This is a genomic window from Hafnia alvei, assembly GCF_034424155.1.
GTDB lineage: Bacteria > Pseudomonadota > Gammaproteobacteria > Enterobacterales > Enterobacteriaceae > Hafnia > Hafnia alvei.
Genome location: NZ_CP139993.1, coordinates 112,724 through 138,965, shown reverse-complemented (window position 1 = coordinate 138,965; position 26,242 = coordinate 112,724). Strand labels below are relative to the sequence as shown.

The following is a 26,242-nucleotide window of genomic DNA, read 5'->3' as shown; positions in this document are numbered from 1 at the left end:
AATTAACCTGCGATCTGTTTGAGTTTGTCTATACCGGTTGGCTCTGCCGCAAGAACAGGAACCAGTGCAACACGGGTAGCATGCTGGTTCTTTACAGCCTCGATTTGAGGCAGTTCCTGCTGCGCGCGCTGACGAAGCAGCGGTGAACGGGTTTCAGCGATGGAAAGACTGTTATTGATAATCCAGCCCCATGGATGAATCCCGGCACGTTCAAGATCGGCTTGTAAATTTGCAGCCTCAAGAACGGGGGTCGTTTCCGGCAGAGTGACCAGTAATACTTTTGTTCTTTCCGGGTCCTGAAGCTGCATCATTGGCGTAGAGAAATGGCCTTTATCTCCCATTTTCTTTGCTATCTCCCGGTGGTATGCCCCGGTAGCATCAAGCAGCAACAATGTATGTCCTGTCGGTGCCGTATCCATGACGACAAACCGTTTACCCGCTTCACGGATCACCCGTGAGAAGGCCTGGAACACAGCAATCTCTTCGGTACACGGGGAGCGTAAATCCTCTTCCAGCAGATGTTTCCCCGCTTCATCCAGGTCACGTCCTTTCGTTTCAAGGACATGCTGGCGATAACGTTCTGTTTCATCATGAGGGTCGATTCTGCTGACCTGCAGGTTATTGAGGCTTCCATTGAGGGTTGTGCTCAGGTGTGCAGCAGGATCTGACGTCGTGAGATGCACATCAAATCCCATTTCGGCCAGTCTGACTGCAATGGCCGCGGCCATGGTTGTTTTACCCACGCCACCTTTACCCATCAGCATAATCAGGCCGTGTTCATTAAGGGCAATCTCATCAACCAGAGCAGACAACGACGGTATCGCTGGTTTTTGCAGGGTGGACACTTCAGCAAATGAAGCCGTCTCAGGTTGGGAGGTGAGAAGTCCCCTTAAAGCAGACACACCGACCATATTCACTGGTTGAAGGAATAATGTGTCAGTAGGGAGAGCGTCCAGACCAGCGGGAAGACTTGCCAGCGCCTCCTGCTCCCGGCCCCATATGGCAGCCGCCAGGGTATCGTTGACTGCTTCTGTCTCAGGTAACACGCCGTTGATGACCAGATACTGATTTTTGAGACCAATCGCCGCAAGCTCATCATGAGTACGGGCGACTTCCTGAAGCGTTGATTTTTGCAGTCGAGCCACTAAAACCAGCCTCGTACGATTCGGATCAGACAATGCCTGAACGGCGTGTGAATACTGCTCACGCTGTTTCTCCAGCCCTGCCATCGGGCCAAGACAGGAAGCACCATCAGGATTGCTCTCAATGAAGCTACTCCACGCACCGGGCAACTGGAGAAGACGAATAGTGTGACCGGTTGGCGCGGTATCAAAGATAATATGGTCAAAGCGGGTCAATAATGATGCGTCAGTCAGCAGACCGGTAAATTCATCAAAAGCCGCAATTTCTGTGGTACATGCACCAGAGAGCTGTTCGTTAATACTGTTAACGACTTCATCCGGCAAAATGCCTTTGATAGGATCAACGATTCTGGCCCGATATTCCTGGGCGGCGGCCTGAGGATCAATTTCCAGCGCTGAAAGACCCGGTACAGAGGCCACCGGCAGAATGGTATTGCCAATAGTCTGGCTGAACACCTGGCCTACGTTTGAAGCCGGATCGGTGCTGACAAGCAAAACCCGCCTGCCTTGTTCCGCCAGGCTGATAGCTGTGGCACAGGAAATAGAGGTTTTACCGACGCCCCCTTTACCGGTAAAAAACAGGTAAGGTGGGATATTCTGTAAGAATTTCATATGTCCTCCTGACATTTCAGCAACAAGAAGTATTACCACCGCAGCAGCTTTTAGATGCTAATCCTACTTTCTCCAGCGGTATTCCGAACCAGCGGGCCAGCTCTGCACGTTTCGGATAACGCCCCGCCATCACCATTTCTCCATCCAGCAACAACAATGGAAGCCCTTCAGCCCCGGATGCCTCAAGGAATGCTTTGGCTTTTTCGTTCTGTACAAAGCTCATGGGTTGCTGTGCCAGGTTATAACGATCAACCTGAATTCCACGCTGTTTTAGCCACTGCACATCCGCAGAAAAATCAACCAGAACCTGATCGATATCTGTACCGCAGACGCCGGTACTGCAACACATCGCCGGGTCAAACACCGTTAACGTTTTCATCACGAACACCTCACATTTGAAAAATCATATATGTTCAGGCAAATTTTTTAGATACAAACAGCTTTGCCGCTACCAGAGCAGTTAGCTGATGCCAGCTTACGGGCGATGGCCTGTACGTCGTCCTGTTGGCTTAACCAGGCCTGCTCAATAACCTGAGCAGCCCATGAAGGAATATGCGGAGATAAGCGGTAGTGAACCCATTTCCCATTCTTGCGATCCAGCAACAATCCGCTTTCACGTAGCATCGCCAGATGACGGGAGATCTTAGGCTGCGACTGCTCTAGCACCGTACAGAGATCGCATACGCATAGCTCTCCCATCTCTTTGAGGAGAAGGACGATACCCAGACGGGTTTCATCGGACAGGCTTTTGAAGAGTTGTAGGGGGGAAATTGATGACATCATGATCTCCTGCGTTGAATGAATAGTGTCGCGCTTCTAAACCAGGAAGTCAAAAACATATATGCTATATCGAATTCGTTTAGTGTTAATTCTTCTTCAATAGTGGATGACAGGAACAATGGAATCGGGGAAATACGGACAAAAATTTCATCTTTGTTACAAAAAGTAGAAGTTTAACGGCAGGATACTGATAAGTAAGGCAGCACCACACTACGTACAATAAACCACCTTAGCGTGGGATTTTTTCCGTTTTCCAAGCGGACCCCTGGTACCACCACAAACGGCTGGCCTTTAGCTTGGCGTATCGCTTCTTTCATCACCCGCAGTAGCAGCGCATCATTCCAGTTTGTATCAATGTGGATAATCGGTTTTCCCACGGCAAAACGGGCAGCGATTAACTCACGCAGCGTATCTTCCGCCATCAGCTGCGCGGACGTTTTGGCCGGCTTTGGCTTTACCGAACATACCGGCGGCAGCTGCGATAAACGTAAACCACGACGCGACATTGATACGTCCTCCACGTTGATACCATTTCCTATGGGTGATAATGCTTACTTCACGCCATTATAGCCATCCATGTAGGCACCTGCGGCCTCCTGAGACATCAACATACGCCATTTCTGCGTTTGTAATTGACTATAAGATTTGCCGGCAAAGTCTTCCTTCCGTTGAATACCATCCAAAAACTCATTTCCATAGAAATACTCAGCCCGCTTCTTCGCTTGGTCGTGATTGATGCCCGCCGCGTTGTCTTTCTGGCCTAACTGGTAAATCTGGTCAAAGAAGGGAACAGACGTCCTGACACTCTCCTGCATCCGAGTACGAAAGTTAGGGTCAGAGTCACTATTTGACGCATAAACAAAATGTTTAGCATGTCGTTCCGGGCTCGAAAGCGTAGAGGTACAGCCACCAAGCACTAACATGAGAGTTAGGAAGCCACCTGCGAGAATAAAAAAGCTACGTTTCAAATTAACTCCTTGATATTAAATTATTTTATTACTCTTTTGCACTGTATATAAAATTACCACACAAATTGTATTGACGATACCACCTGCTTACAATATTCTCGATAACTGTATATATACCAATGTGTTTATATACAGTTATTTAATTAAATTCAATCAAAGAGGAAAAGACTATGAGCGGTGGAGACGGTAAAGATCACAACAGTGGGGCACATGATTCCGGCGGCAGCATTAATGGAACATCAGGAAAAGGTGGACCTGATTCTGGTGGTGGATATTGGGACAACCATCCACATATTACAATCACCGGTGGACAGGAAGTAGGTCAAGGGGGAGCTGGTATCAACTGGGGTGGTGGTTCTGGTCATGGTAACGGCGGGGGCTCAGTTGCCATCCCAGAATATAACACGGGTAAATATCCTAACACGGGAGGATTCCCACCTATTGGAGATGCTAGCTGGCAGTTAAACCCTCCAAAATGGACCGTTATTGAGGTTAAATCAGAAAACTCAGCATGGCACTCTTATATTACTCATGTTCAAGGTCATGTTTACAAATTGACTTTTGATAGTACGGGTAAGCTCATTGATACCGCGTATGTTAATTATGAACCTAGTGATGATACTCGTTGGAGCCCGCTTAAAAGTTTTAAATATAATAAAGGAACCGCGGAAAAACAGGTTAGGGATGCCATTAACAATGAAAAAGAAGCAGTTAAGGACGCTGTTAAATTTACTGCAGATTTCTATAAAGAGGTTTTTAAGGTTTACGGAGAAAAAGCCGAGAAGCTCGCTAAGTTATTAGCTGATCAAGCTAAAGGTAAAAAGATCCGCAATGTAGAAGATGCATTGAAATCTTATGAAAAACACAAGGCTAACATTAACAAAAAAATCAATGCGAAAGATCGCGAAGCTATCGCCAAGGCTTTGGAGTCTATGGATGTAGGAAAAGCCGCAAAAAATATAGCCAAGTTCAGCAAAGGACTAGGTTGGGTTGGCCCAGCTATCGATATAACTGATTGGTTTACGGAATTATACAAAGCAGTGAAAACTGATAATTGGAGATCTCTTTATGTTAAAACTGAAACTATTGCAGTAGGGCTAGCTGCAACCCATGTTACCGCCTTAGCATTCAGTGCTGTATTGGGTGGGCCTATAGGTATTTTAGGTTATGGTTTGATTATGGCAGGGGTTGGGGCGTTAGTTAACGAGACAATAGTTGACGAGGCAAATAAGTTCATTGGGCTTTAATTTGATTGTATGACCGCTATATTTTAGCGGTCAATTTTTTTATTTCAAAAAAAACAGAAAGAACACAAATAGGAATTGATGTCATAAAAATAAAAATAAAATACAAAGTCATTAAATATGTTTTTGGCACACCATCCTTAAAAAAACCTGTTTCCCAAAATTCTTTTTTCGTATATCTAAGCGCTGCTTTCTCTATTAGAAACCGAGAGAAAGGAAATAGAATAGCACTAGCCAAACCAAAGATTCTTAGTGCAATCATTTTAGGCTCATCATCTCCATAACTGGCGTAAAGAATACAAGCAGCCATAAAGTATCCCCAAAACATATTATTTATATAATATTTTTTTGTCACAAAATCCCCCGCGAAATTTTCGTAATTGGCTTAATAACGGTATCAACATCAGAGAAACGTCCAACTTTCAAGTTGTCTATCACCACTAACGACGACGAACCGCTGAAGGTTTCCATGTAATGACATTATTTTGACTATTAATTATTCAATTTACCACTCTTTTCTCCCTGCCTGACCATCAACACATACTGATGGGGCAGGGAAATATCACTCACGGTTTCCGCCTGCCAACCACAACGATTTAGCAGTCCTTCAAGGTCGGCCACACGACCACTTAGACGCGCCATCAGTGGGTTAACCTGCCAACCATCATCATCAAATGCTACATCGAGGTTACTATGCGAGAGATGGATCGAATTGTCTTCCGTCTTTAGAGGCACGGCATATCGACCGGACCATTCTCGGTCGCTCAACAGGCGGTAATTCCAATGCATATCCTTCGCCGTTTCTAGGGCATACGTCAGCCGGAACAGATCATTCTGATTAGACAACTCGCCTGTACAGGAACGCCAAAGATAGTTCAATTTAGTGGACAGTTTTGCTCTTACACCCAGTTGGCGCCCTTGTTGCAGAAGCCACTCGATGTCGCGAGCGACATCACGCGAAAATCGCCGTTGCTTTAGTGCAGTCGCCAACCAGCGGGTGAGAAAAATATTTTCCTGTGCTGGAGAGAGAACGCCACTATCCTGCCTGGCCAGCGCAAGTGCTACCAGTGCACACCATGCCAAATGGCCCGATTTTTCTGTCAATGTCATTGTTTACTCTTTTCCTTATATTCTGCCGGCAATATTTTGGCAGCGTCTCCCTTATCTCCTAATTGCGGAGCATCTTACGGAGGTCATCCACAGGCAAAGGTCTCGCCTCATTGCCTCGATGAATCATGGCATGGCAGTTCGGACACAACGGGACCAGATCAGTGACAGGATTTATGCAGTATCCTTCACCTAACGTTCTCAGTGGGCGGATATGATGCACGTGAATAAAATTCTTTCCTAGTTCGCCATAGGTATTTTCAAAATCAAATCCACAGCACTGACACACGAAGCCATAATGCCTGATACATGCGCGACGCGCTTCAGGATCTCGCTCGTAGGCATTGACGGTAATCGTCTTTTTTGCACCTTCGATGTAATCACCAACAGTAGGGAGTTCTTCAGGAAAAGGATTTGCGGCAAAATCGGCATACCAAACTGTGCCTTCTTTTCTCAAAAACCGGTGATTAAGATGACGTTCGAAGTCTTTAATGACAGCTATGTCAGGGGTTTGAGGTCCAATGATGTAAAAAACCACGATAAGAAGATAACCTGCTGTTTTTATTTAAAAAAAGCAGAAACCTTTCTGTTGTTAATGTTTTTTAATTTTTCCCCTTGAAAAATAAAGGATTGCCCCACTATCATGGTCGAATAAATAACTAATTTGTGCGGATTTAGGAGGCCGCTTGGAAAAGGGAAAAGATCCTACGCCAAGGCTTTTTTAGCAGAAAGGTGTCAGTAACTACCTGAATTAACCCTGCTACGCCGTTTTTGCGTAAGAAACCGAACGTTTTCATACCGTTGGCCTTCAAACCACTATGGAAAAAATAAAAGGGTGATGTGATTGAGTAAAAAAAAATTAAGTTTGTTGTGCTTTGTGGTTATGGGTTTCGGGAAAAAAACTGATTTCCGGTCAGGTAAGCTCTTAAACCTAGATGCCACGTACAATGAGATAATAAAACCAGCGGCAGAAGAACTAGGCATCAAGTGTGTCAGGGCTGACGAAATAATGCAGTCTGGGATTATTGATGTGGAAATGTATAAATTGCTACTTTCTGCTGATATTGTTGTTGCAGATATATCAACAAGTAACGCAAATGCTATATATGAACTAGGCGTAAGGCACGCACTAAAAAAAGGAACGACCATCATAATGTCTGAAAAGTCGGCAGTGCTACACTTCGACTTAAATCACATTGCAACCTTACAGTATGAACATCTTGGTGATGATATCGGTTGTTCCGAAGCGAGAAGAATAAAAGGGCAGCTGAAATCATTAATGGAGTCGGCATTAAATGAAACACGTATAGATAGCCCAGTCTATACTTACCTGCCAGATTTAAACACTCCGACACTAACGGCACAAGAAATAAAAGAAATCGTAAAGGATTCAGATGAAGCAGAAAAGGAATGGGGATATATTTTTAATAGCGCAGAAGAAAAGTTGAAGTTTGGGGATTTTTCAAATGCAAAGGAACTCTATCAAAAAGCGCTAGAAATAAGACCTAGAGATGAATACTTAATTCAAAGACTAACACTCTGTACATACAAGGAAAAAATAGAATCAAAAAGCAGAGTGATGAGTTGTATGGATGCAATGGTTATTTTATCAGACTTATCTCCTGAAACCAGTAACGACCCAGAAACAACAGGAATGGCGGGTGCCATAAATAAATACATATGGATGGACACTAAAGATATCACGTTCCTAAACAAAGCAATTTCATTCTATAACCGTGGATATACAATAAAAAAAGATTACTATAACGGTGAAAATTTAGCGCTTTGCTACTTTGAGAAGTCTAAACAGCTAAAGAATACAGAAACTGCAAATGATAAAGACATCGTATTTAATGAGATTCTTGCAGAAAAAACGTTCAAGTCCGTACTTGAAATAACTGAGGGGATCATAGAGTCAACTAACTTCAATGAACGAAGTGATGTAAAATGGGTTTACGCAACAGCAGCAAAGTCAGCATCATATCTAGAGTTAAAAGAAAAAGAGGATTTATACAGTAGTAAGTTTAAATCACTCTGCGACAACTCATGGGATTTTAATACATTTGAAGAAAACAAAATAAAGAAGGATTGATGAAGTGAGTAAAACATACAGCATTTTTATTAGCCATTGTTGGGATTACAATGATTCGTTGATAAATCTAAAGAATTTATTAAACAAGGAAGATGGGCTTGTGGCATCTTATGAAGAAGTAACTGTAGATGCGCCTATAAACTCAGAAGATGAAAAATACATCAAGCGAGTACTGAAGGCGAGAATATCCGCATCAGATGTGTTTATTGTTGTAGCAGGAATGTACACAGCACATAGTGATTGGATGAAATGGGAAATTGAAACAGCAGTTGCTAATAACATACCAGTTATTGGGATTAAACCGCATGGTTCACAACGAACGCCTCAAGTTGTCACAGACAATGCGAAAATTATTGTTGGATGGTATACACCATCAATTATATCAGCCATCAAAGACTGCTAATTAACATAAGGCAAGGGCTTATACCTCTTGCTTTACTTCTGCTTATATTTATAATTTCCCATGGTTTATCTTCTTCCAAGCTACCAACTCGCCTCTTCTTTCCGAGGTTTGAGGTCCAATGATGAAAAAAATACGACAATAAGATAACTTATTGTTTTTACAGCATTAAGTAGAGAAACCTTTTTGTTGTTAATGTTTTCTTTAACTTTTACCCTTGAAAACCAAAGGATTGCCCCCACTATCATGGTCGAATAAATAACTAATTTGTGGGGATTTATGGCAAGAGACCTAAATATTTTTATTAGTCATTCGTGGGGGAGTCACGACGAATTACTAAGATTGCGTAACCTACTAAATTCAAGACCCTATTTTAGGGCCGAGTTTTCAGAAGTTAGCAAAGATGTCCCAATTAATTCAATTAATGCTGATTACATCAAAAGAGTTCTTGGCGAAAAAATTCGTAACAGCAATGTGCTACTTGCCATTGCAGGAATCTATGCAAGTCATAGTACCTGGATGGAGTGGGAAATGGACACAGCTATTAGAAATGGAATTCCTGTTATTGGCGTTATTCCCCACGGAGCTTCGAGAGTTTCTCAGATTGTAGCTAATAGATCTGTCGAACAGGTTAGATGGAGTACAGAAAGCATTGTTGATGCCATTCGTCGACACGCTAGATAATTTTAAAGGGAGCTTTAACGCTCCCTTTATCATATTCAATTTATGCAACTCGTCTTGCTTGCCATTGTGTATGTTCACGTGAGAAAGCGGTTTCAGCATCTCGAATGAAATCTAAAAAATCTTTTTCACCAGAAATATAATACGATTGTTCTTTTACCAGCCCAATTTCATGTGCTGTAAGGGCATATGATGCTGAAAGCTCATTGTATTTCTTAATTTGCACCCAGCCAATCAGAGCAGAAATGATGGTTGTAATCAGTTCTGTTGGTAGCGATGCGGCTTGGACCAGATCTTCGGCAAGGAGTGCCGTCATAGTAAGAGATAGAATATAGAAAATCAGTATAGCTACAGCCCATGCTCTCCCTAATCTTTTGTTGAATACCGATTTTTTTGCATACCATGTTCGTTGTTCTTCAATCCGTTGTTCCACATATAAATCTCTTCTTTGCTCATAATTCATTTCTCTAATGCTTTTTAAACAAATACTAAACGTATCCCCTTCAAGGTTTTTTAGCGTTTCTGTCTTAATAGCATACTTGCTATCTTTAATAATATTCCTTATGTAACCAATATATTGCTTAGCATCATTTATCTCTTCAGAGCCATTAAATGGTTCCGCTTTCATTGCGAATTTCCATGTTGTTGTCTTTATTGATTCGGTAACCGCTCTATATTTGTACCATTTTTGTTCGAAGTTTATAATGTTCCTGACAAGTAATAACATTATTAGCAGAACAAATAACACTAAATTTACACTGTATTTTTCCATGTAAGATAGAGAGCTATTTACAGCGATAAATATCAATAATGCATATTCTGCCCTTATGCCATTTAAGAAATATTTTTGGTTTTTTGCTGAACGCTCATTTGTAATTTCATATAAATGAGGGTAATCAATCTTCATGATTTATGTCCATTAGTTATGCAAGGCAAGTGTGTTTTTTTAGTCTAAAATAAGTCGCCCGGGAAATTCCGGTTCTTTCCATGACAAAGCTTACAGACTGGTTCTGATGGATTAATTCCCGTGCAATTTCAGATTTTTTATGTGGTTTACGACCAAATTTAACGCCCGCAGCCATAGCTGCAATTCTGCCATCGTTGGTACGTTCCAGAATACGTTCACGTTCCGCTTCTGCTACAGCGGCCAAAATTTGGATCACCATTTTTCCCATAGTGCCTTCCGTACTTAGCCCATTCTCCAGAAAACGAATGGCAATCCCCTTTTTATAACACGCATCCACAATGTGGATCATGTCTGCGGTATTGCGACCAAGCCGGTCCATCTTTGTACAAATGATGATGTCGTCTTTTTCCGCACGGGCAAGCAGCCGTTGTAAGCCTTCACGTTCGTCCGTAGCTCCTGACATTATATCAGTAAAAATTCTGTCATCTCTGACACCGACAGATTTCAGCTCCGTGATCTGCACAGTTAGCTTCTGATGGCTGGTTGATACTCTTGCATATCCCAGTAATGCCATATTAGTCTCACAAATCGATATTGATACTGAGTAGTATCATAAGGCATAAATCATGATTTTTGATACTCACGTTTAATATCATTTTCAGTAGTCTCACAAATTATAATATCTGAGACTGTCAAAAATAGAGCAGATCGCCAGTTTACGAAAGGATACGCAATGAGTGATGACTTTCTGACCAGAGAACAGACAGAAAACTACGGTCGCTATGTGGCAGAGCCAAATGAGGTTCAACTGGCCCGATATTTTCATCTGGATGAGCGTGACCTTGCTTTTATTAATCAGCGACGGGGAAAACATAACCGTCTGGGGATTGCACTTCAACTGACTACGGCGCGCTTCCTGGGAACATTTCTTCCTGATCCCCTTCAAATTCCTTCATTCATCCGTTTTTACATTGCGGCACAGTTGAACATCAGCCGACCAGAGATCCTTTCCCGATATGCTGAAAGAGAAAATACCCGCTGGGAGCATCAGGGGCTTATCAAGCTCTATTATGATTATCATGATTTTGGTGATTTCCCCTGGACATTCAGACTGAAGCGTTTGCTCTATACTCGCGCCTGGCTCAGCAATGAGCGCCCAGGTCTGCTGTTTGATTTTGCTACTGCATGGTTGCTGCAAAATAAGATCCTGTTACCCGCAGCCTCGACTCTGACAAGGTTGATTGGCGAAGTACGTGAACGGGCAAGTCGACGATTGTGGCGAAGGCTGGCTTTGTTGCCTGACAGCTGGCAGAAAGCGCAACTGGACGGTTTACTTGAAATACCTGAAGGGCAGCGTATATCGGTGCTGGAGGAGATACGAAAAGGTCCTGTCACTATCAGTGGACCGTCATTTACAGACGCCCTGGAGCGATATACCCGACTGCGTAGCATGGAGTTTTCCCGGCTGAATTTTTCCGGTCTGCCTGCCATCCAGCTGCGAAATTTGGCCCGTTATGCCGGAATGGCTTCGGTGAAATATATTTCAAGAATGCCTGAGGAACGGCGACTGGCCGTGCTTACTGCGTTTGTGAAAGCGCAGGAAATTTCGGCGCTTGACGAGGCCGTGGATGTGCTGGATATGCTTATTCTGGATATCACTCGTTCTGCGAAAAGTATTGGGCAGAAAAAGCGGCTCAGGACCCTGAAAGATCTTGATCGTGCCGCGCTATTACTGGCACGGGCATGCTCGTTATTACTTGATGAGAACACCGATGAAGCAGCTCTGCGGCAGGCTATTTTTCGCCGCATACCAAAGGACAAACTGGCTGAATCCGTCGGTAAGGTAAATGAGCTGGCACGCCCGCAGGATACTCACTTTCAGGATGAAATGGTGGAACAATATGGACGGGTGAAGCGCTTTCTTTCCGCGATGTTGCGTGACTTACACTTTCAGGCTGCCCCGGCCGGGGAGCACACATTGTCAGCAATCCATTATCTGGCCGAACTGAGTGGCTCAAAAAAGCGAATTCTCGACGATGCACCAGAGCAAATCATTTCCGGCCCCTGGAAACGTCTGGTCTACGACAGAGATGGCAGGATTCTACGAGCGGGTTACTCGTTGTGCCTTCTTGAGCGCCTTCAGGATTCTTTGCGCCGTCGTGATCTCTGGCTGGAGAACAGTGACCGGTGGGGGGACCCGCGTCAAAAATTGCTTCAGGGAGCTGAATGGCAGGCACAACGGATCCCGGTATGTCGGGCGCTGGGTCATCCATCAGACGGAACTAAAGCAGCAGAACAACTGGCTACGCGGCTTGATGACACATGGAAATCAGTGGCTTCACGTTTTGCCTGCAACGCAGCGGTCAGCATAAGCAATGAAGGTAAGCATCCCTCACTGACGATCAGCAGTCTGGATAAACTGGATGAGCCACCGGCACTGATACAATTGAATCGTCGGGTAAGAGAACTGATCCCACCCGTTGATCTGACTGAGCTGTTGCTTGAAATAGATGCCCGAACCGGTTTTACCCGCGAATTCAGCCACGTCAGTGAATCAGGTGCACGGGCGCAGGATCTCCAAGTCAGTCTCTGCGCAACATTGCTGGCGGAAGCCTGCAATATAGGGCATGAACCTCTGATAAAGCATAATATTCCCGCGCTTACTCGTCATCGTCTGAGCTGGGTTAAACAAAATTATCTCAGGGCAGAAACGCTGGTTAGCGCTAATGCACGGCTGGTTGATTTTCAGTCCACGCTGCCGCTCGCAGGGTACTGGGGAGGTGGGGAGGTTGCCTCCGCAGATGGTATGCGTTTTGTCACACCGGTTAAAACGGTTAATTCCGGACCAAATCGTAAATACTTTGGTTCAGGACGCGGTATCACCTGGTACAACTTCGTCTCAGATCAGTACTCCGGTTTCCATGGCATTGTAGTTCCCGGTACGCTTCGTGATTCCATCTTTGTACTGGAAGGGCTTCTGGAGCAGCAGACCGGGCTGAATCCGGTAGAAATTATGACGGACACGGCAGGATCCAGCGATATCATTTTTGGCCTGTTCTGGCTACTGGGCTACCAGTTTTCCCCTCGTCTGGCCGATGCAGGTGGGGCGATATTCTGGCGGGCAGATAAAATGGCCCATTATGGTGCCCTGAATGAGCTGGCTCGGGGATGTGTTGAACTTTCAAAAATAGAATCCCAATGGGATGAAATGATGCGAATGGCGGGTTCACTGAAGCTTGGGACCATCCATGCATCAGAGCTTATTCGTTCACTGTTGAGAAGTAGCCGACCATCTGGTCTGGCTCAGGCGATTATGGAAGTGGGCCGGGTCAACAAGACTTTGTATCTTCTCAACTATATCGATGATGAGGATTACCGGCGTCGGATACTCACTCAGCTCAACCGGGGAGAAGGACGCCATGCAGTGGCTCGAGCCATTTGCTACGGACAACGTGGTGAGATTAGAAAACGCTACCGTGAAGGTCAGGAAGATCAACTGGGTGCTCTGGGCCTGGTGACCAATGCGGTTGTGCTGTGGAATACACTTTACATGCAGGAGGCGTTGTCACATCTTCGCAAATCGGGGGAAACTCCTGAGGAGGAGCACCTGGCAAGATTGTCGCCGCTGATACATGGCCATATAAATATGCTGGGGCATTATACGTTTTCGTTACCAGAAGATATTCTGAATGGCGAGTTAAGACCATTAAATTTCAATACAAACAATGAATTAAACCCTTAGCGTGGTTTTTTACATCATTGGACCCCGAACCCCGTAAAGGAATAATCTATCAGGGAAAAGGTAACAGCACGGATACTACCGTCGCATTCAGCCTGCATTGATCATGCGGCGGTGCGCTTCGGCCATGGCCTGATGTGGGCCGGATTGCCCGTTATTCATGAATTCATGGGCAACCGCTGCTCTTTCATGCTCATTCATCGCCGCGTAAGACGTTGACGGGACGGTCGTGGATACCGTGTTATTTCCCATCATCTTCTGATGACTTTCCACCATTTTCTGGTGCGCATCCGCCGAGCCGTTCGTCATGGTTTCATGAGCAATAATGGCCTGTTCATGCTGGTCCATACCGGTCATACGAGGAGCAGTCCCCTGGATCCCGACAGGAGCCGCAGCAGACTGCATCTGGTGAGCAGGAGCCTGTGCATTGTTGACGCGATCATGGATATTCACGGTTTCAGTGGCCCAGGCCGATGAAATTAAACCAAAGCCCAGCAAAGATGCTAATACGATATTTTTCATGATAACTCTCCATTTCTGAATTAGTGATGTCCGGGGAAGTACAACCGGTGTTTTCAGTTCCATAACTGAAACAAGTTCGGCAGCGTTTATTTCTCCGGAAGAGGGCTGGATATTCATTTCCTGGCGTACTCTGACGCCGGGTATTGATGAAGCAATCCAGCCTTCCTGATAAGTTGCACTAATTATATCGAATGGCTTCTGTTTGCTGCATGACAGGCTAATGACATCTTTGTCATTTACATCTTTATTTTCAGCATTGGGTTTCCGGGATCATTTTCTCCAGTCTGGGCACGGATAAGATAAAACGCGTGGAGCGTACGTCTGATTCCACCTGCACTCTTCCGTGATGTGCTTCCACGATTGACTTCACAATCGCAAGGCCGATGCCGCTGCCTTCTCCTTTTCGTTGTCTGGATGGATCCACCCGATAAAAACGGTCAAACAGCCTTGATAAATGTTCTTCAGGGATCGGTTTCCCTGGATTTTCAATCACAAGGTCAAAAAAGCTCTCCTGCTTTCTTATTGAGACGGTGATGGCCTGTCCCTCCGGGGTATAACGCAGGGCATTGGATAACAGATTATTGATCGCTCTTCTGAACATTTGTGGATCTCCCTCAACCAGGCAGGGCATCCCGTTAAATTTGAGCGTGATATTGCGTTCTTCGGCCCAGGCTTCGAAAAACTCGAAGACTTTCATGACTTCTGCTCTGAGGTCAAAACGGACCCTGTCAGGTATAAGCTGGTTATTGTCCGCCTGTGCCAGAAACAGCATGTCGCTGACCATTTTGGTCATCCGGTTATACTCTTCAAGACTGGAGTAGAGGACATCCTCAAGTTCCTTCTGGGTTCGATCCTGACTCAGTGCGATTTCAGTCTGCGTCACCAGATTGGTGATGGGCGTTCTGATCTCATGCGCGATATCGGCAGAGAAATTGGCCTGGCGGGTAAAGACGTCCTCAATCTTTCCAATCATATGATTGAACGAGATAACCAGTTGCTCCAGCTCAATGGGAACGCGTGTCGGTTCCAGCCGCGCATCAAGATTCTCGGAGGTGATGTTTTTAATGGCATTGCTGACATTACGAAGGGGCAGGTGCCCCTGACGGACAGCGATGCGAATGATCAGAACAATCAGCAGGCTTATCACGACGGCGATCGCAATCAGATTTTTTTTCAGCGCATCGAGGTAATGGAGATGGAAATTAATGGAGAGGCCAGTCAGCATGACATAATTCTGCTGTTTGCCCTGAAATATCGCCTGGCCAGAGGAGGCGATAATCCGGTATGTTTCCATCTTCATTTCAGACCCGGTATCCATCGGTCTCGCAGGATCCTCCACCGTCCAGAGAAAGACATCCCGTGCGCGGCTGTGCTCGCTAAAATCTGCGGAATTCACGGCCGGGTGTAGTGCCGCCCCCTGCGCTGAACTAAAGAGCACTTCCCCCCTGGGATTGAGGAGCAAAAGGGCAACGTTGCGGTAGCTGGCAATCGACTCCTTTATTTTGCTTACTTTTTTTTCATCCGGATCCACCGGGGACTGCAGTATACGGTTCAGGGTAGTGCTGATTTGTTGAAGATCGCTGACATCCTGCTCGGCAAAATGATTTTCAACAGAATGCAGCATAAACCAGGTGAAGGCGATAAAAGCCAGTATCGTGGACAGGCTGATAAAAAAGGTCAGCCGCAGGGCGAGTGAGAAAGGGCGCCTGGAAGGTTTGCTATGCATCCGGGGCCTCCAGCATATAGCCCACGCCCCGGACAGTCTGGATCAGCTTTGTCCCGTAATCGTTGTCTATTTTAGCGCGGAGTCGCTTTACGGCGACATCAATCGCGTTAGTGTCGCTGTCAAAATTCATGTCCCAGACCTGAGAGGCAATCAGGGAGCGGGGAAGAACCTCGCCCTGATGGCGAATGAAAAATTCCAGCAGGCTGAACTCTTTACTGGTGAGCACAATGCGGTTTCCGGCGCGACTGACTTTTCTGGATACGAGATCCATCGAGAGATCAGCCACCCTAAACTGGCTTTCCGTGATCATCGCGTTTCCCCGCCTCAGAAGGGTTCTCACCCGGGCCAGCAGTTCGGCAAACGCAAAGGGTTTAACCAGATAATCGTCCGCACCCAGTTCCAGTCCTTTGACCCTGTGTTCGATCGTGCCGAGGGCCGTCAGTAGTAAGACCGGCATACCCTTTCCGGCAGTGCGCAGCATGCGGATGATATCCCAGCCGTTCACATCAGGCAGCATGATGTCCAGAATGACTAAATCATACTCGGCTGTCATGGCGAGATGATATCCGGTAAGACCATTATCAGCGTGATCCACTACGAACCCTGCCTCTGTAAGCCCTTTGCTGAGATATTCACCTGTTTTAATTTCGTCTTCGACGATCAATATTTTCATCTTGCTCCCCGTCTGGCTGCTAATGTCATTCTATTGCGCCCACGATCGTAATCAACGAATTACCGTAAAAATGACAACATTGTCATTATTCTGTCACCCGACAAACAGAGTGCATTCTGTAAAGTAACCCTGGTAATACTCTGAACTTCATTTGAACCATTTACCAGGTCTGCCTGGACGAGAAGCAATATGTTCAAATTAAAACTACTCAGCATCAGCACAATCTTCATTCTGGCTGGTTGTGTCTCTCTGGCGCCTGAATATCAGCGTCCGGCAGCACCGGTACCCCAGCAGTTTTCACTGTCCCGTAACAGCCTGACGCCAGCGGTGAATGGCTATCAGGATACGGGCTGGCGTAACTTTTTTGTCGATCCCCAGGTCACCCGGCTGATTACTGAAGCCCTGACTAATAACCGTGATTTGAGAATGGCTGCACTGAAGGTTGAAGAGGCCCGGGCCCAGTTCAACGTCACGGATGCAGATCGTTATCCCCAGCTGAATGCCTCATCCGGGATCACATACAGCGGTGGTCTGAAAGGTGACAAGCCGACCACACAGGAGTACGACGCAGGTCTGGAGTTCAGTTATGAGCTCGATTTTTTCGGCAAACTTAAGAACATGAGTGATGCTGATCGCCAGAACTACTTTGCCAGCGAAGAAGCCCGTCGGGCCGTACACATCCTTCTGGTATCCAACGTTTCACAAAGCTATTTCAGCCAGCAACTGGCGTACGAACAACTTCGTATTGCGCGGGAAACGCTGAAAAATTATCAACAGTCCTATGCTTTCGTTGAGCAGCAGCTCGTGACCGGGAGTACGAACGTTCTGGCACTTGAACAGGCGCGAGGACAAATCGAAAGTACCCGCGCCGAAATAGCCAAACGAGAAGGCGATCTGGCTCAGGCAAACAATGCCCTGCAACTGGTGCTGGGAACGTACCGCGCACTTCCGTCAGAAAAAGGGATGAAAGGCGGGGAGATAGCCCCAGTAAAATTGCCACCAAATCTGTCTTCACAAATTTTGCTGCAGCGACCGGATATTATGGAAGCGGAATATCAGCTGAAAGCGGCTGATGCCAATATTGGCGCAGCGCGAGCGGCCTTTTTCCCCTCAATTACCCTGACCAGTGGTCTTTCCGCAAGCAGTACGGAGCTGTCCAGCCTGTTTACGTCAGGAAGTGGAATGTGGAATTTTATCCCTAAAATTGAAATTCCTATATTTAATGCTGGCAGGAATAAAGCCAATCTGAAGCTGGCTGAAATTCGCCAGCAACAGTCGGTGGTTAATTACGAACAAAAAATTCAGTCAGCCTTTAAGGATGTTTCCGACACGCTTGCGCTGCGCGACAGCCTTAGCCAGCAACTTGAGTCACAGCAGCGTTATCTTGATTCACTTCAGATAACTCTCCAGCGTGCCAGAGGATTATATTCCAGTGGTGCTGTCAGTTACATTGAAGTGCTGGATGCAGAGCGTTCTCTCTTCGCTACGCAGCAAACCATTCTCGATCTTACCTATTCCCGGCAGGTTAACGAAATTAATCTGTTTACCGCACTGGGTGGCGGTTGGGTAGAGTAAATTTATTTAATTAATCAGGAAATTTAAAATGCGTAATTCATTTAAAGCCGTTTTATTTGGTGCCTTCTCTGTCATATTTTCTGCCGGTCTTCATGCTGAAACACATCAGCATGGTGATATGAATGCTGCCAGTGACGCTTCGGTACAGCAGGTTATCAGGGGCTCCGGTGTCGTTAAAGCCATTGATATGAATAGTAAAAAAATCACCATTTCGCACGAAGCTATCCCTGATGTGGGCTGGCCTGCAATGACCATGCGCTTCACTTTTGTTAATGCAGACGACGCTATTAATGCCCTGAAAACTGGCAGCCACGTTGATTTCTCGTTTATTCAGCAGGGTAATATTTCTTTACTTAAAAGCATTAACGTGACGCAGTCCTGATTGGCTGTCCGGAGCGATTACATCCTGTGCGCCTGTACATTCACATAGGTATATGTGTGAGTTAACCGTCAGGCGCATATGCCAGGTGTTTTGATTTTTTAGCGGAAAATTGTATGGCTTCTTTAAAGATAAAATATGCTGCAATAATTATCAGCAGCCTCATAGCAGGGGGGCTGATATCGGTTACTGCCTGGCAGTATGTAAACTCAGCACAAAAGACAGAAAAAACAGAACAAAAGGCACCGGAACGAAAGGTGCTTTTCTGGTATGACCCAATGAAACCGGATACCAAATTTGATAAACCCGGAAAATCTCCCTTTATGGATATGGACCTGGTGCCTAAATATGCTGATGAAAGCGGCGAGAGCAGCAGTAGCGGGATCCGTATTGATCCAACTCAGGTTCAGAACCTGGGATTAAAAACGCAAAAAGTCACGCGTGGTATGTTGAATTATTCCCAGACAATCCCGGCTAATGTCAGCTATAACGAGTATCAGTTTGTTATTGTGCAGGCGCGTTCTGACGGGTTTGTCGAAAAAGTCTACCCCATGACGACTGGCGATCATGTGAAGAAGGGTACGCCACTTATCGATATTACCATTCCGGACTGGGTGGAAGCACAGAGTGAATTCCTTTTGTTATCCAGCACCGGCGGTACTTCCACGCAAATTAAAGGCGTTCTGGAACGGCTTCGCCTGGCAGGTATGCCGGAAGAGGATATTCAGAGACTGCGTTCTACCCGGAGCATCCAGACCCGTTTTACCATTAAAGCTCCTATAGACGGTGTTATTACAGCGTTTGACCTGCGTACCGGAATGAATATTTCGAAAGATAAAGTAGTGGCGCAGATTCAGGGGATGGATCCGGTCTGGATCAGTGCCGCAGTTCCTGAATCAATTGCCTATCTGCTGAAAGATACGTCGCAATTTGAAATCTCGGTCCCGGCATATCCGGATAAAACGTTTCATGTCGAAAAATGGAACATTCTGCCGAGTGTGGACCAGACAACCCGCACGCTGCAGGTTCGTCTGCAGGTCACTAACAAAGATGAACTCCTGAAACCGGGCATGAATGCCTATCTGAAACTGAATACCAAGAGCCAGGAGATGCTGCTGATACCAAGCCAGGCCGTTATCGATACTGGCAAAGAACAGCGTGTGATTACTGTTGATGATGAAGGCAAGTTTGTGCCGAAACAGATCCACGTTCTGCATGAATCACAGCAACAGTCCGGCATCGGTTCCGGCCTGAATGAAGGCGATATCGTGGTGGTCAGTGGCCTGTTCCTCATTGACTCCGAAGCCAATATTACGGGCGCGCTGGAACGTATGCGCCACCCTGAAAAAACAGAAAGCAGTATGCCAGCAGTGTCTGACCAGCCTGTAAATATGCATTCAGGGCACTGAGGAGACGACGATGATTGAATGGATTATCCGGCGCTCTGTCGCCAACCGTTTCCTGGTCATGATGGGGGCCTTGTTTCTCAGCATCTGGGGTACATGGACGATTATTAACACGCCGGTCGATGCCTTGCCTGACCTGTCAGATGTACAGGTCATTATCAAAACCAGCTATCCCGGCCAGGCCCCGCAGATTGTAGAAAACCAGGTCACCTATCCACTTACCACCACCATGCTATCCGTGCCTGGCGCAAAAACCGTGCGTGGTTTTTCACAGTTCGGGGATTCGTATGTGTATGTCATTTTTGAAGATGGCACTGATCTGTACTGGGCCCGGTCCCGAGTCCTGGAATACCTGAATCAGGTTCAGGGAAAACTGCCTGCCGGCGTAAGTTCTGAGATTGGCCCTGATGCCACGGGGGTGGGCTGGATATTTGAATATGCCCTGGTCGATCACAGCGGAAAACACGATCTGTCAGAACTTCGTTCTCTGCAGGACTGGTTCCTGAAATTTGAACTGAAAACCATTCCTAATGTCGCTGAAGTTGCATCCGTAGGCGGCGTGGTTAAGCAGTATCAGATCCAGCTTGACCCGGTAAAACTGACGCAGTACGGCATCAGCCTGCCAGAAGTAAAACAAGCTCTTAGCTCATCTAACCAGGAAGCCGGTGGCTCATCTGTTGAAATTGCTGAGTCAGAGTATATGGTCCGGGCCAGCGGTTATCTTCAGACTATTGATGATTTTAAAAATATCGTCCTGAAAACGGGGGAAAACGGAGTACCTGTTTACCTCCGTGATGTTGCCCGCGTACAAATGGGGCCGGAAATGCGGCGTGGTATCGCTGAGCTTAATGGTCAGGGCGAAGTCGCTGGCGGCGTGGTGATCCTGCGTTCGGGCAAAAATGCACGCGAAGTCATCACGGCGGTGAGGGATAAACTGGACACGCTGAAGGCCAGCCTGCCTGAAGGAGTGGAGATCGTAACGACATACGATCGCAGCCAGTTAATCGATCGCGCGATTGACAACCTCAGTTACAAGCTTCTTGAAGAGTTTATCGTTGTTGCTGTCGTTTGCGCACTGTTCCTCTGGCATGTCCGTTCTGCCCTGGTGGCGATTATTTCTCTGCCACTTGGCCTGTGTATCGCCTTCATTGTTATGCACTTCCAGGGGCTGAATGCCAACATTATGTCGCTGGGAGGGATTGCAATAGCCGTCGGAGCGATGGTGGATGCCGCCATCGTCATGATCGAAAACGCGCATAAACGGCTTGAGGAGTGGGACCATCAGCATCCCGGGGAACAGATTGATAATGCCACCCGCTGGAAGGTTATCACTGACGCCTCCGTTGAAGTGGGTCCAGCGCTGTTTATCAGCCTGCTGATTATCACATTATCGTTCATTCCTATTTTTACCCTGGAAGGGCAGGAAGGGCGTCTGTTTGGTCCGCTGGCCTTTACAAAAACGTATTCCATGGCGGGTGCAGCCATACTGGCAATCATTGTTATCCCTATTCTGATGGGGTTCTGGATCCGCGGGAAAATTCCTGCTGAGACCAGTAACCCACTGAACCGGTTGCTGATTAAAGCGTATCACCCGTTACTGCTCAGGGTACTACACTGGCCAAAAACAACCCTGCTGGTTGCGGCTTTATCCATTTTCACTGTTATCTGGCCACTGAGTCAGGTGGGCGGCGAGTTTTTACCGAAGATTAACGAAGGTGACCTGTTGTATATGCCGTCAACGTTACCTGGCGTGTCTCCTGGAGAAGCTGCTGCGCTCTTACAGACCACGGACAAACTAATCAAAACGGTGCCTGAAGTGGCCTCAGTTTTTGGCAAGACCGGTAAGGCTGAGACCGCCACGGATTCTGCTCCGCTCGAAATGATGGAAACCACCATCCAACTGAAACCTGAGGATCAGTGGCGTCCAGGCATGACGATTGACAAGATTATTGAAGAACTCGACAGGACCGTCCGTTTACCGGGTCTGGCCAACCTCTGGGTACCGCCTATCCGTAACCGTATTGATATGCTCTCAACCGGCATTAAAAGTCCGATAGGTATTAAGGTATCGGGTACTGTTCTGTCGGATATCGATGTAACAGCACAGAGTATCGAAGCAGTCGCTAAAACCGTACCTGGTGTGGTTTCCGCACTGGCTGAACGACTGGAAGGTGGACGTTATATTGATGTGGACATTAACCGGGAAAAAGCTTCCCGGTACGGGATGACTGTGGGCGACGTCCAGCTGTTCGTCTCTTCAGCAATCGGTGGGGCTATGGTGGGTGAGACGGTTGAAGGCGTGGCCCGGTACCCTATTAACATTCGCTATCCGCAGGATTACCGTAACAGTCCGCAGGCGTTGAGAGAGATGCCAATCCTGACCCCAATGAAGCAGCAAATTACGCTGGGCGATGTTGCCGATATTAAGGTCGTTTCCGGACCAACCATGCTGAAAACCGAAAATGCCCGGCCAGCCAGCTGGATTTATGTTGATGCCCGCGGCAGGGACATGGTGTCGGTGGTGAACGATATTAAGACGGCCATCAGTGAGAAAGTGAAACTGAGACCGGGGACCAGTGTGGCATTCTCAGGACAGTTTGAATTACTCGAGCACGCCAATAAGAAATTAAAACTGATGGTACCGATGACGGTGATGATCATCTTCATCCTGTTATATCTGGCATTCCGCAGGGTTGATGAAGCCCTGTTGATCCTGATGAGCCTGCCGTTTGCCCTGGTTGGCGGGATATGGTTCCTGTACTGGCAGGGCTTCCATATGTCAGTGGCGACCGGAACCGGGTTTATCGCCCTGGCCGGGGTGGCAGCAGAGTTTGGCGTGGTCATGCTGATGTATCTGCGTCATGCCATTGAAGCGCACCCGGAATTGTCCCGTAAAGAGACGTTCACACCGGAAGGCCTTGATGAAGCCCTCTATCATGGTGCCGTACTGCGTGTCCGGCCGAAAGCCATGACCGTGGCGGTGATCATTGCGGGTCTGCTGCCAATACTCTGGGGAACCGGTGCAGGTTCAGAAGTCATGAGCCGTATCGCGGCACCCATGATTGGTGGGATGATCACGGCTCCGCTGCTGTCCCTGTTCATTATTCCTGCCGCCTACAAATTAATCTGGCTGCGCAGACATAAAAAAAGCGTGTCCTGAACCTGAAAGGGCACCCCCTGTGGGTGTCCTTCTTTACTGATTCACCCTGACGTCAGGGTTTATATCGATAATATACAGAGGTGAGTATGAAAAAAGTGGTTCTAATGGCGCTGGCTCTCGGCCTTTCACTACCCGCGATGGCGAGTGAAAAAGTGATTGATATGTACAAATCTGAAAACTGTGGCTGTTGTTCCCTGTGGGGCAAAGCGATGGAAAAAGACGGGTTTGAAGTACGAACTCACGTCATGAATGATCAGGCGCTGTCAGCCCTGAAAGAAAAGCATGCTATTCCTGCAGGACTACGAAGTTGTCATACCGCGGTTGCCGGTAATTTGATCATTGAAGGCCATGTGCCTGCGACAACGATACATAAGGCAATGCAGTCTGGTTCGGGTATATACGGTCTCGCCACCCCCGGTATGCCAGCAGGAAGTCCTGGAATGGAGATGGGAGCCCGAAAAGAGGCTTACGATGTTATCGCATTCTCACCGGATGGAAGTAAAAAAGTCTTCCAGCGAATCGAATAGTCAGCGGAACGGCTGATAACGGGACGCCGGTAGCAGGCACTCCTGTGCCGGCGATATTCGTGGTAATCGCATCCATGACATACCCTGAAGACATGACATACCCTGAAGACAGAAGATGCTTCGGTATGCATAAGGAGAGTTACTGTGAAAAATGACAATGCAGTGCAACACAACAACCAGACTGCTTCTGAGCAGACATTATCCCCGGACGAGGGCCACGTATTGCATAAGGTGAGAGATCCCGTGTGCGGGATGGCCATCCTGCCCGACAGGGCGCACAGCAGCATTCGATACCAGGACCATCAACTTTATTTCTGCTCCGCCAGCTGTGAGAGTAAATTTAAAGCCCATCCCGATCGTTATCTTACCGAAGATGCCAGTGAACATTCCCATCACCATCACCACGATCATCACGAAGTCAGCCCTGATCAGATAAAACAGCCTCACCACCAGGCGGAAAAAGAGAATTCTGAAGGTGTGTGGACATGTCCGATGCACCCGGAGATACGCCGCAGTGGTCCCGGAAGCTGTCCTGTCTGTGGAATGGCACTGGAGCCGCTCGTAGCTACGGCATCCACGGGGCCGAGTGATGAACTTCACGACATGACAAGACGCTTCTGGCTGGGGTTGTTGCTGGCGTTTCCGGTTCTGGTACTCGAAATGGGATCTCATCTGTTTCCCGACTTGAGGAATATAGTAGCGCCACAGTACAACACATGGCTGCAGCTGCTTCTGGCCTCCCCTGTCGTGTTGTGGTGTGGCTGGCCATTCTTCGCCCGGGCCGGAATGTCGTTACGTAACCGCTCCCTGAATATGTTTACCCTTGTTGCAATGGGGACCGGCGTAGCCTGGGTTTACAGCGTCATTGCAACCGTCTTCCCCTCCTGGTTTCCTGCATCGTTCAGAAACATGGATGGCCTGGTGGCCGTTTATTTTGAAGCCGCAGCAGTTATTACGGTGCTTGTTCTGCTGGGACAGGTTCTTGAGCTGCGGGCACGGGAACAAACCTCAGGCGCCATTACTGCGCTTCTGAACCTTGCCCCCAAAACCGCCAGACGGCTGGATCATGACGGTCATGAAACGGATATTAATGCGGAAGATGTCCTGCCTGGCGATAAGCTCCGCATCAGACCTGGAGAGAGTATTCCGGTCGACGGTATCGTGATCGAAGGCAAAACAACCGTTGATGAATCGATGGTGACCGGGGAGTCTATGCCGGTTACCAAAACGAAGGGTGACCCTGTCATTGGGGGGACGATTAATCAGACAGGTAGTCTTATCATCCGTGCAGAGAAAGTCGGTGATGAAACGATGCTCTCACGAATTGTTCAGATGGTCGCTGATGCACAGCGTTCGCGTGCCCCCATCCAGAGAATGGCTGACAGCGTTTCAGGCTGGTTTGTTCCTCTGGTGATACTTATCGCGGTTGTTGCTTTCGTGATCTGGTCTGTCTGGGGCCCCGAGCCCAGGATGGCGCACGGTCTGATTGCGGCTGTGTCGGTCCTGATTATTGCCTGCCCCTGCGCACTGGGGCTGGCCACACCGATGTCGATAATGGTGGGGGTAGGCAAAGGAGCCCAGGCCGGGGTGTTAATCAGGAATGCCGAAGCCCTTGAGCGTCTTGAAAAAGTGGACACGCTGGTTGTCGACAAAACAGGCACGCTCACGGAAGGTTCGCCTACGGTGACAGGGATTATCAGTCTCAATCCGGGTGGGGAAACATCTCTTTTACGTGTAACGGCCGCAGTGGAAAAAGGCTCGCAACATCCGCTGGGTATGGCAGTAGTTAAAGCAGCACAGGAAAAGGAGATCGCAATACCCGCAGTCACTCATTTTGATGCGCCGTCGGGTAAAGGTGTCTCAGGCGATGTCGAAGGTCAACGGGTTGTTATCGGTAATGAACTGGCTATGCAGGAAAACAGTATCGTTATTGATAATCAAAAGGCCGTTGCGGATACGTTGCGGATGGAAGGCGCTACCGTTATCTATGTGGCCACAGACGGGCACCTTGCAGGCCTGATAGCTATCTCGGATCCCGTGAAAGCAACCACGCCGGATGCGCTTAAAGCTTTGCGTCAGGCGGGGATCCGCATTGTTATGCTCACCGGGGATAACCAGCTTACTGCTGAAGCAGTCGCACGGAAACTGGGAATAGATGAGGTTGAAGCCGGAATTCTGCCGGATGGCAAAAAAGCAGTGATAACCCGACTGAAAGCGTCTGGCCATGTGGTTGCGATGGCCGGAGACGGTGTGAATGATGCCCCGGCGCTGGCAGCGGCTGACGTGGGTATAGCCATGGGAACGGGTACAGATGTGGCAATTGAAAGTGCCGGAGTCACCCTTCTCAAAGGCGACTTGATGATACTGAACAGGGCCCGTCATCTGTCAGAGATCACCATGAAAAATATCCGACAGAATCTGTTTTTTGCATTTATCTACAACGCACTTGGCGTGCCTGTGGCTGCAGGTCTGCTTTATCCTGTGTATGGAATACTGCTGTCGCCAGTTATTGCGGCAGCGGCCATGGCTCTTTCCTCCGTCAGCGTCATTGTGAATGCGTTGCGTCTGAAAAGTGTCAGGCTCGGGAAATAACTCTGAGTGA

24 protein-coding genes are annotated in these 26,242 nt (G+C 47.4%); 11 read left to right on the top strand and 13 right to left on the bottom strand.

Annotated elements, in window-relative coordinates; genetic code table 11:
• Nucleotides 1-2: 2 nt before the first annotated feature.
• The 5 genes from arsA to U0008_RS22400 all read right to left on the bottom strand — a co-directional run bounded on the left by arsA (nt 3) and on the right by U0008_RS22400 (nt 3,502).
• A complete protein-coding gene (arsA, locus tag U0008_RS22420; protein ID WP_043495639.1) occupies nt 3-1,754 on the bottom strand; it encodes an arsenical pump-driving ATPase in 1,752 nt (583 codons plus the stop codon).
• A 16-nt stretch (nt 1,755-1,770) separates the two neighbouring features.
• Nucleotides 1,771-2,133, bottom strand: coding sequence for an arsenite efflux transporter metallochaperone ArsD (gene arsD / locus U0008_RS22415; protein ID WP_031591995.1), 363 nt, complete (start codon nt 2,131-2,133; stop codon nt 1,771-1,773).
• 47 nt (nt 2,134-2,180) lie between these two features.
• A complete protein-coding gene (gene arsR, locus U0008_RS22410) occupies nt 2,181-2,534 on the bottom strand; it encodes an As(III)-sensing metalloregulatory transcriptional repressor ArsR (RefSeq protein WP_043495636.1) in 354 nt (117 codons plus the stop codon).
• A 173-nt stretch (nt 2,535-2,707) separates the two neighbouring features.
• Nucleotides 2,708-3,040 carry a hypothetical protein gene (locus U0008_RS22405; RefSeq protein ID WP_227660052.1) on the bottom strand — a complete coding sequence of 111 codons (333 nt, stop codon included), beginning with the start codon at nt 3,038-3,040 and terminating at the stop codon, nt 2,708-2,710.
• Between the two features lie 45 nt (nt 3,041-3,085).
• A complete protein-coding gene (locus U0008_RS22400) occupies nt 3,086-3,502 on the bottom strand; it encodes an Exc2 family lipoprotein (protein ID WP_043495698.1) in 417 nt (138 codons plus the stop codon).
• A 170-nt stretch (nt 3,503-3,672) separates the two neighbouring features.
• On the opposite strand from U0008_RS22400, the gene U0008_RS22395 reads away from it, so the two are divergent.
• On the top strand, nt 3,673-4,749 hold the full coding sequence (locus tag U0008_RS22395; RefSeq protein WP_130961376.1) for a colicin-like pore-forming protein: 1,077 nt from the start codon (nt 3,673-3,675) through the stop codon (nt 4,747-4,749).
• A gap of 16 nt (nt 4,750-4,765) precedes the next feature.
• Here U0008_RS22395 and U0008_RS22390 read toward each other — a convergent pair whose 3' ends face one another.
• The 3 genes from U0008_RS22390 to U0008_RS22380 all read right to left on the bottom strand — a co-directional run bounded on the left by U0008_RS22390 (nt 4,766) and on the right by U0008_RS22380 (nt 6,391).
• A complete protein-coding gene (locus U0008_RS22390) occupies nt 4,766-5,101 on the bottom strand; it encodes a colicin E1 family microcin immunity protein (RefSeq protein WP_080723977.1) in 336 nt (111 codons plus the stop codon).
• Nucleotides 5,102-5,238: 137 nt separating this feature from the next.
• Nucleotides 5,239-5,856 carry a DUF2913 family protein gene (locus U0008_RS22385; RefSeq protein WP_151200992.1) on the bottom strand — a complete coding sequence of 206 codons (618 nt, stop codon included), beginning with the start codon at nt 5,854-5,856 and terminating at the stop codon, nt 5,239-5,241.
• 58 nt (nt 5,857-5,914) lie between these two features.
• Nucleotides 5,915-6,391, bottom strand: coding sequence for an HNH endonuclease (locus tag U0008_RS22380; RefSeq protein WP_227780632.1), 477 nt, complete (start codon nt 6,389-6,391; stop codon nt 5,915-5,917).
• A gap of 345 nt (nt 6,392-6,736) precedes the next feature.
• Between U0008_RS22380 and U0008_RS22375 the strand changes: the two genes are divergently transcribed.
• The 3 genes from U0008_RS22375 to U0008_RS22365 all read left to right on the top strand — a co-directional run bounded on the left by U0008_RS22375 (nt 6,737) and on the right by U0008_RS22365 (nt 9,029).
• Nucleotides 6,737-7,945: a TRAFs-binding domain-containing protein gene (locus U0008_RS22375; protein ID WP_045284274.1), complete on the top strand. Its 1,209-nt coding sequence runs from the start codon at nt 6,737-6,739 to the stop codon at nt 7,943-7,945.
• A 4-nt stretch (nt 7,946-7,949) separates the two neighbouring features.
• The gene (locus U0008_RS22370) at nt 7,950-8,348 is read left to right on the top strand and encodes a TIR domain-containing protein (protein WP_043495620.1); all 399 of its coding nucleotides are present in this window, start codon (nt 7,950-7,952) and stop codon (nt 8,346-8,348) included.
• A 276-nt stretch (nt 8,349-8,624) separates the two neighbouring features.
• Entirely contained in the window at nt 8,625-9,029 is a 405-nt protein-coding gene (locus tag U0008_RS22365) for a TIR domain-containing protein (RefSeq protein WP_043495618.1), read from the top strand.
• Between the two features lie 40 nt (nt 9,030-9,069).
• Here the strand turns inward: U0008_RS22365 and U0008_RS22360 are convergent, their stop codons facing one another.
• Together U0008_RS22360 and U0008_RS22355 are read right to left on the bottom strand one after the other, a co-directional pair.
• Nucleotides 9,070-9,933, bottom strand: coding sequence for a DUF4231 domain-containing protein (locus U0008_RS22360; RefSeq protein ID WP_043495617.1), 864 nt, complete (start codon nt 9,931-9,933; stop codon nt 9,070-9,072).
• 16 nt (nt 9,934-9,949) lie between these two features.
• On the bottom strand, nt 9,950-10,507 hold the full coding sequence (locus tag U0008_RS22355; protein WP_040115241.1) for a recombinase family protein: 558 nt from the start codon (nt 10,505-10,507) through the stop codon (nt 9,950-9,952).
• A 159-nt stretch (nt 10,508-10,666) separates the two neighbouring features.
• Here U0008_RS22355 and U0008_RS22350 point away from each other — a divergent pair, with 159 nt between their 5' ends.
• Entirely contained in the window at nt 10,667-13,675 is a 3,009-nt protein-coding gene (locus U0008_RS22350; protein WP_043495614.1) for a Tn3 family transposase, read from the top strand.
• A gap of 87 nt (nt 13,676-13,762) precedes the next feature.
• Here U0008_RS22350 and silE read toward each other — a convergent pair whose 3' ends face one another.
• From silE to silR, 3 genes are all read right to left on the bottom strand, one after another.
• Complete coding sequence (gene silE / locus U0008_RS22345; RefSeq protein ID WP_000790483.1) at nt 13,763-14,194, bottom strand: silver-binding protein SilE; 432 nt, start codon at nt 14,192-14,194, stop codon at nt 13,763-13,765.
• 250 nt (nt 14,195-14,444) lie between these two features.
• Nucleotides 14,445-15,920 carry a copper/silver sensor histidine kinase SilS gene (silS, locus tag U0008_RS22340; RefSeq protein WP_032433718.1) on the bottom strand — a complete coding sequence of 492 codons (1,476 nt, stop codon included), beginning with the start codon at nt 15,918-15,920 and terminating at the stop codon, nt 14,445-14,447.
• A complete protein-coding gene (gene silR / locus U0008_RS22335) occupies nt 15,913-16,593 on the bottom strand; it encodes a copper/silver response regulator transcription factor SilR (protein WP_038633715.1) in 681 nt (226 codons plus the stop codon). The genes silS and silR overlap by 8 nt, the downstream gene beginning before the upstream one ends.
• Nucleotides 16,594-16,782: 189 nt before the next feature.
• Here silR and silC point away from each other — a divergent pair, with 189 nt between their 5' ends.
• The 6 genes from silC (at nt 16,783) to silP (ending at nt 26,232) form a co-directional block, all read left to right on the top strand.
• Nucleotides 16,783-18,168, top strand: coding sequence for a Cu(+)/Ag(+) efflux RND transporter outer membrane channel SilC (gene silC / locus U0008_RS22330; RefSeq protein ID WP_038633711.1), 1,386 nt, complete (start codon nt 16,783-16,785; stop codon nt 18,166-18,168).
• Between the two features lie 28 nt (nt 18,169-18,196).
• Nucleotides 18,197-18,550 carry a cation efflux system protein CusF gene (gene cusF, locus U0008_RS22325; protein ID WP_009654303.1) on the top strand — a complete coding sequence of 118 codons (354 nt, stop codon included), beginning with the start codon at nt 18,197-18,199 and terminating at the stop codon, nt 18,548-18,550.
• Nucleotides 18,551-18,663: 113 nt separating this feature from the next.
• Nucleotides 18,664-19,956: a Cu(+)/Ag(+) efflux RND transporter periplasmic adaptor subunit SilB gene (gene silB, locus U0008_RS22320; protein ID WP_039187496.1), complete on the top strand. Its 1,293-nt coding sequence runs from the start codon at nt 18,664-18,666 to the stop codon at nt 19,954-19,956.
• A 10-nt stretch (nt 19,957-19,966) separates the two neighbouring features.
• Nucleotides 19,967-23,113 (top strand): Cu(+)/Ag(+) efflux RND transporter permease subunit SilA, encoded by a 3,147-nt coding sequence (gene silA / locus U0008_RS22315; RefSeq protein ID WP_039187497.1) that lies wholly within the window; start codon nt 19,967-19,969, stop codon nt 23,111-23,113.
• A gap of 86 nt (nt 23,114-23,199) precedes the next feature.
• Complete coding sequence (locus U0008_RS22310) at nt 23,200-23,640, top strand: DUF411 domain-containing protein (protein WP_000758228.1); 441 nt, start codon at nt 23,200-23,202, stop codon at nt 23,638-23,640.
• Between the two features lie 144 nt (nt 23,641-23,784).
• Nucleotides 23,785-26,232 carry an Ag(+)-translocating P-type ATPase SilP gene (gene silP, locus U0008_RS22305; RefSeq protein WP_043495610.1) on the top strand — a complete coding sequence of 816 codons (2,448 nt, stop codon included), beginning with the start codon at nt 23,785-23,787 and terminating at the stop codon, nt 26,230-26,232.
• Nucleotides 26,233-26,242: the final 10 nt, after the last annotated feature.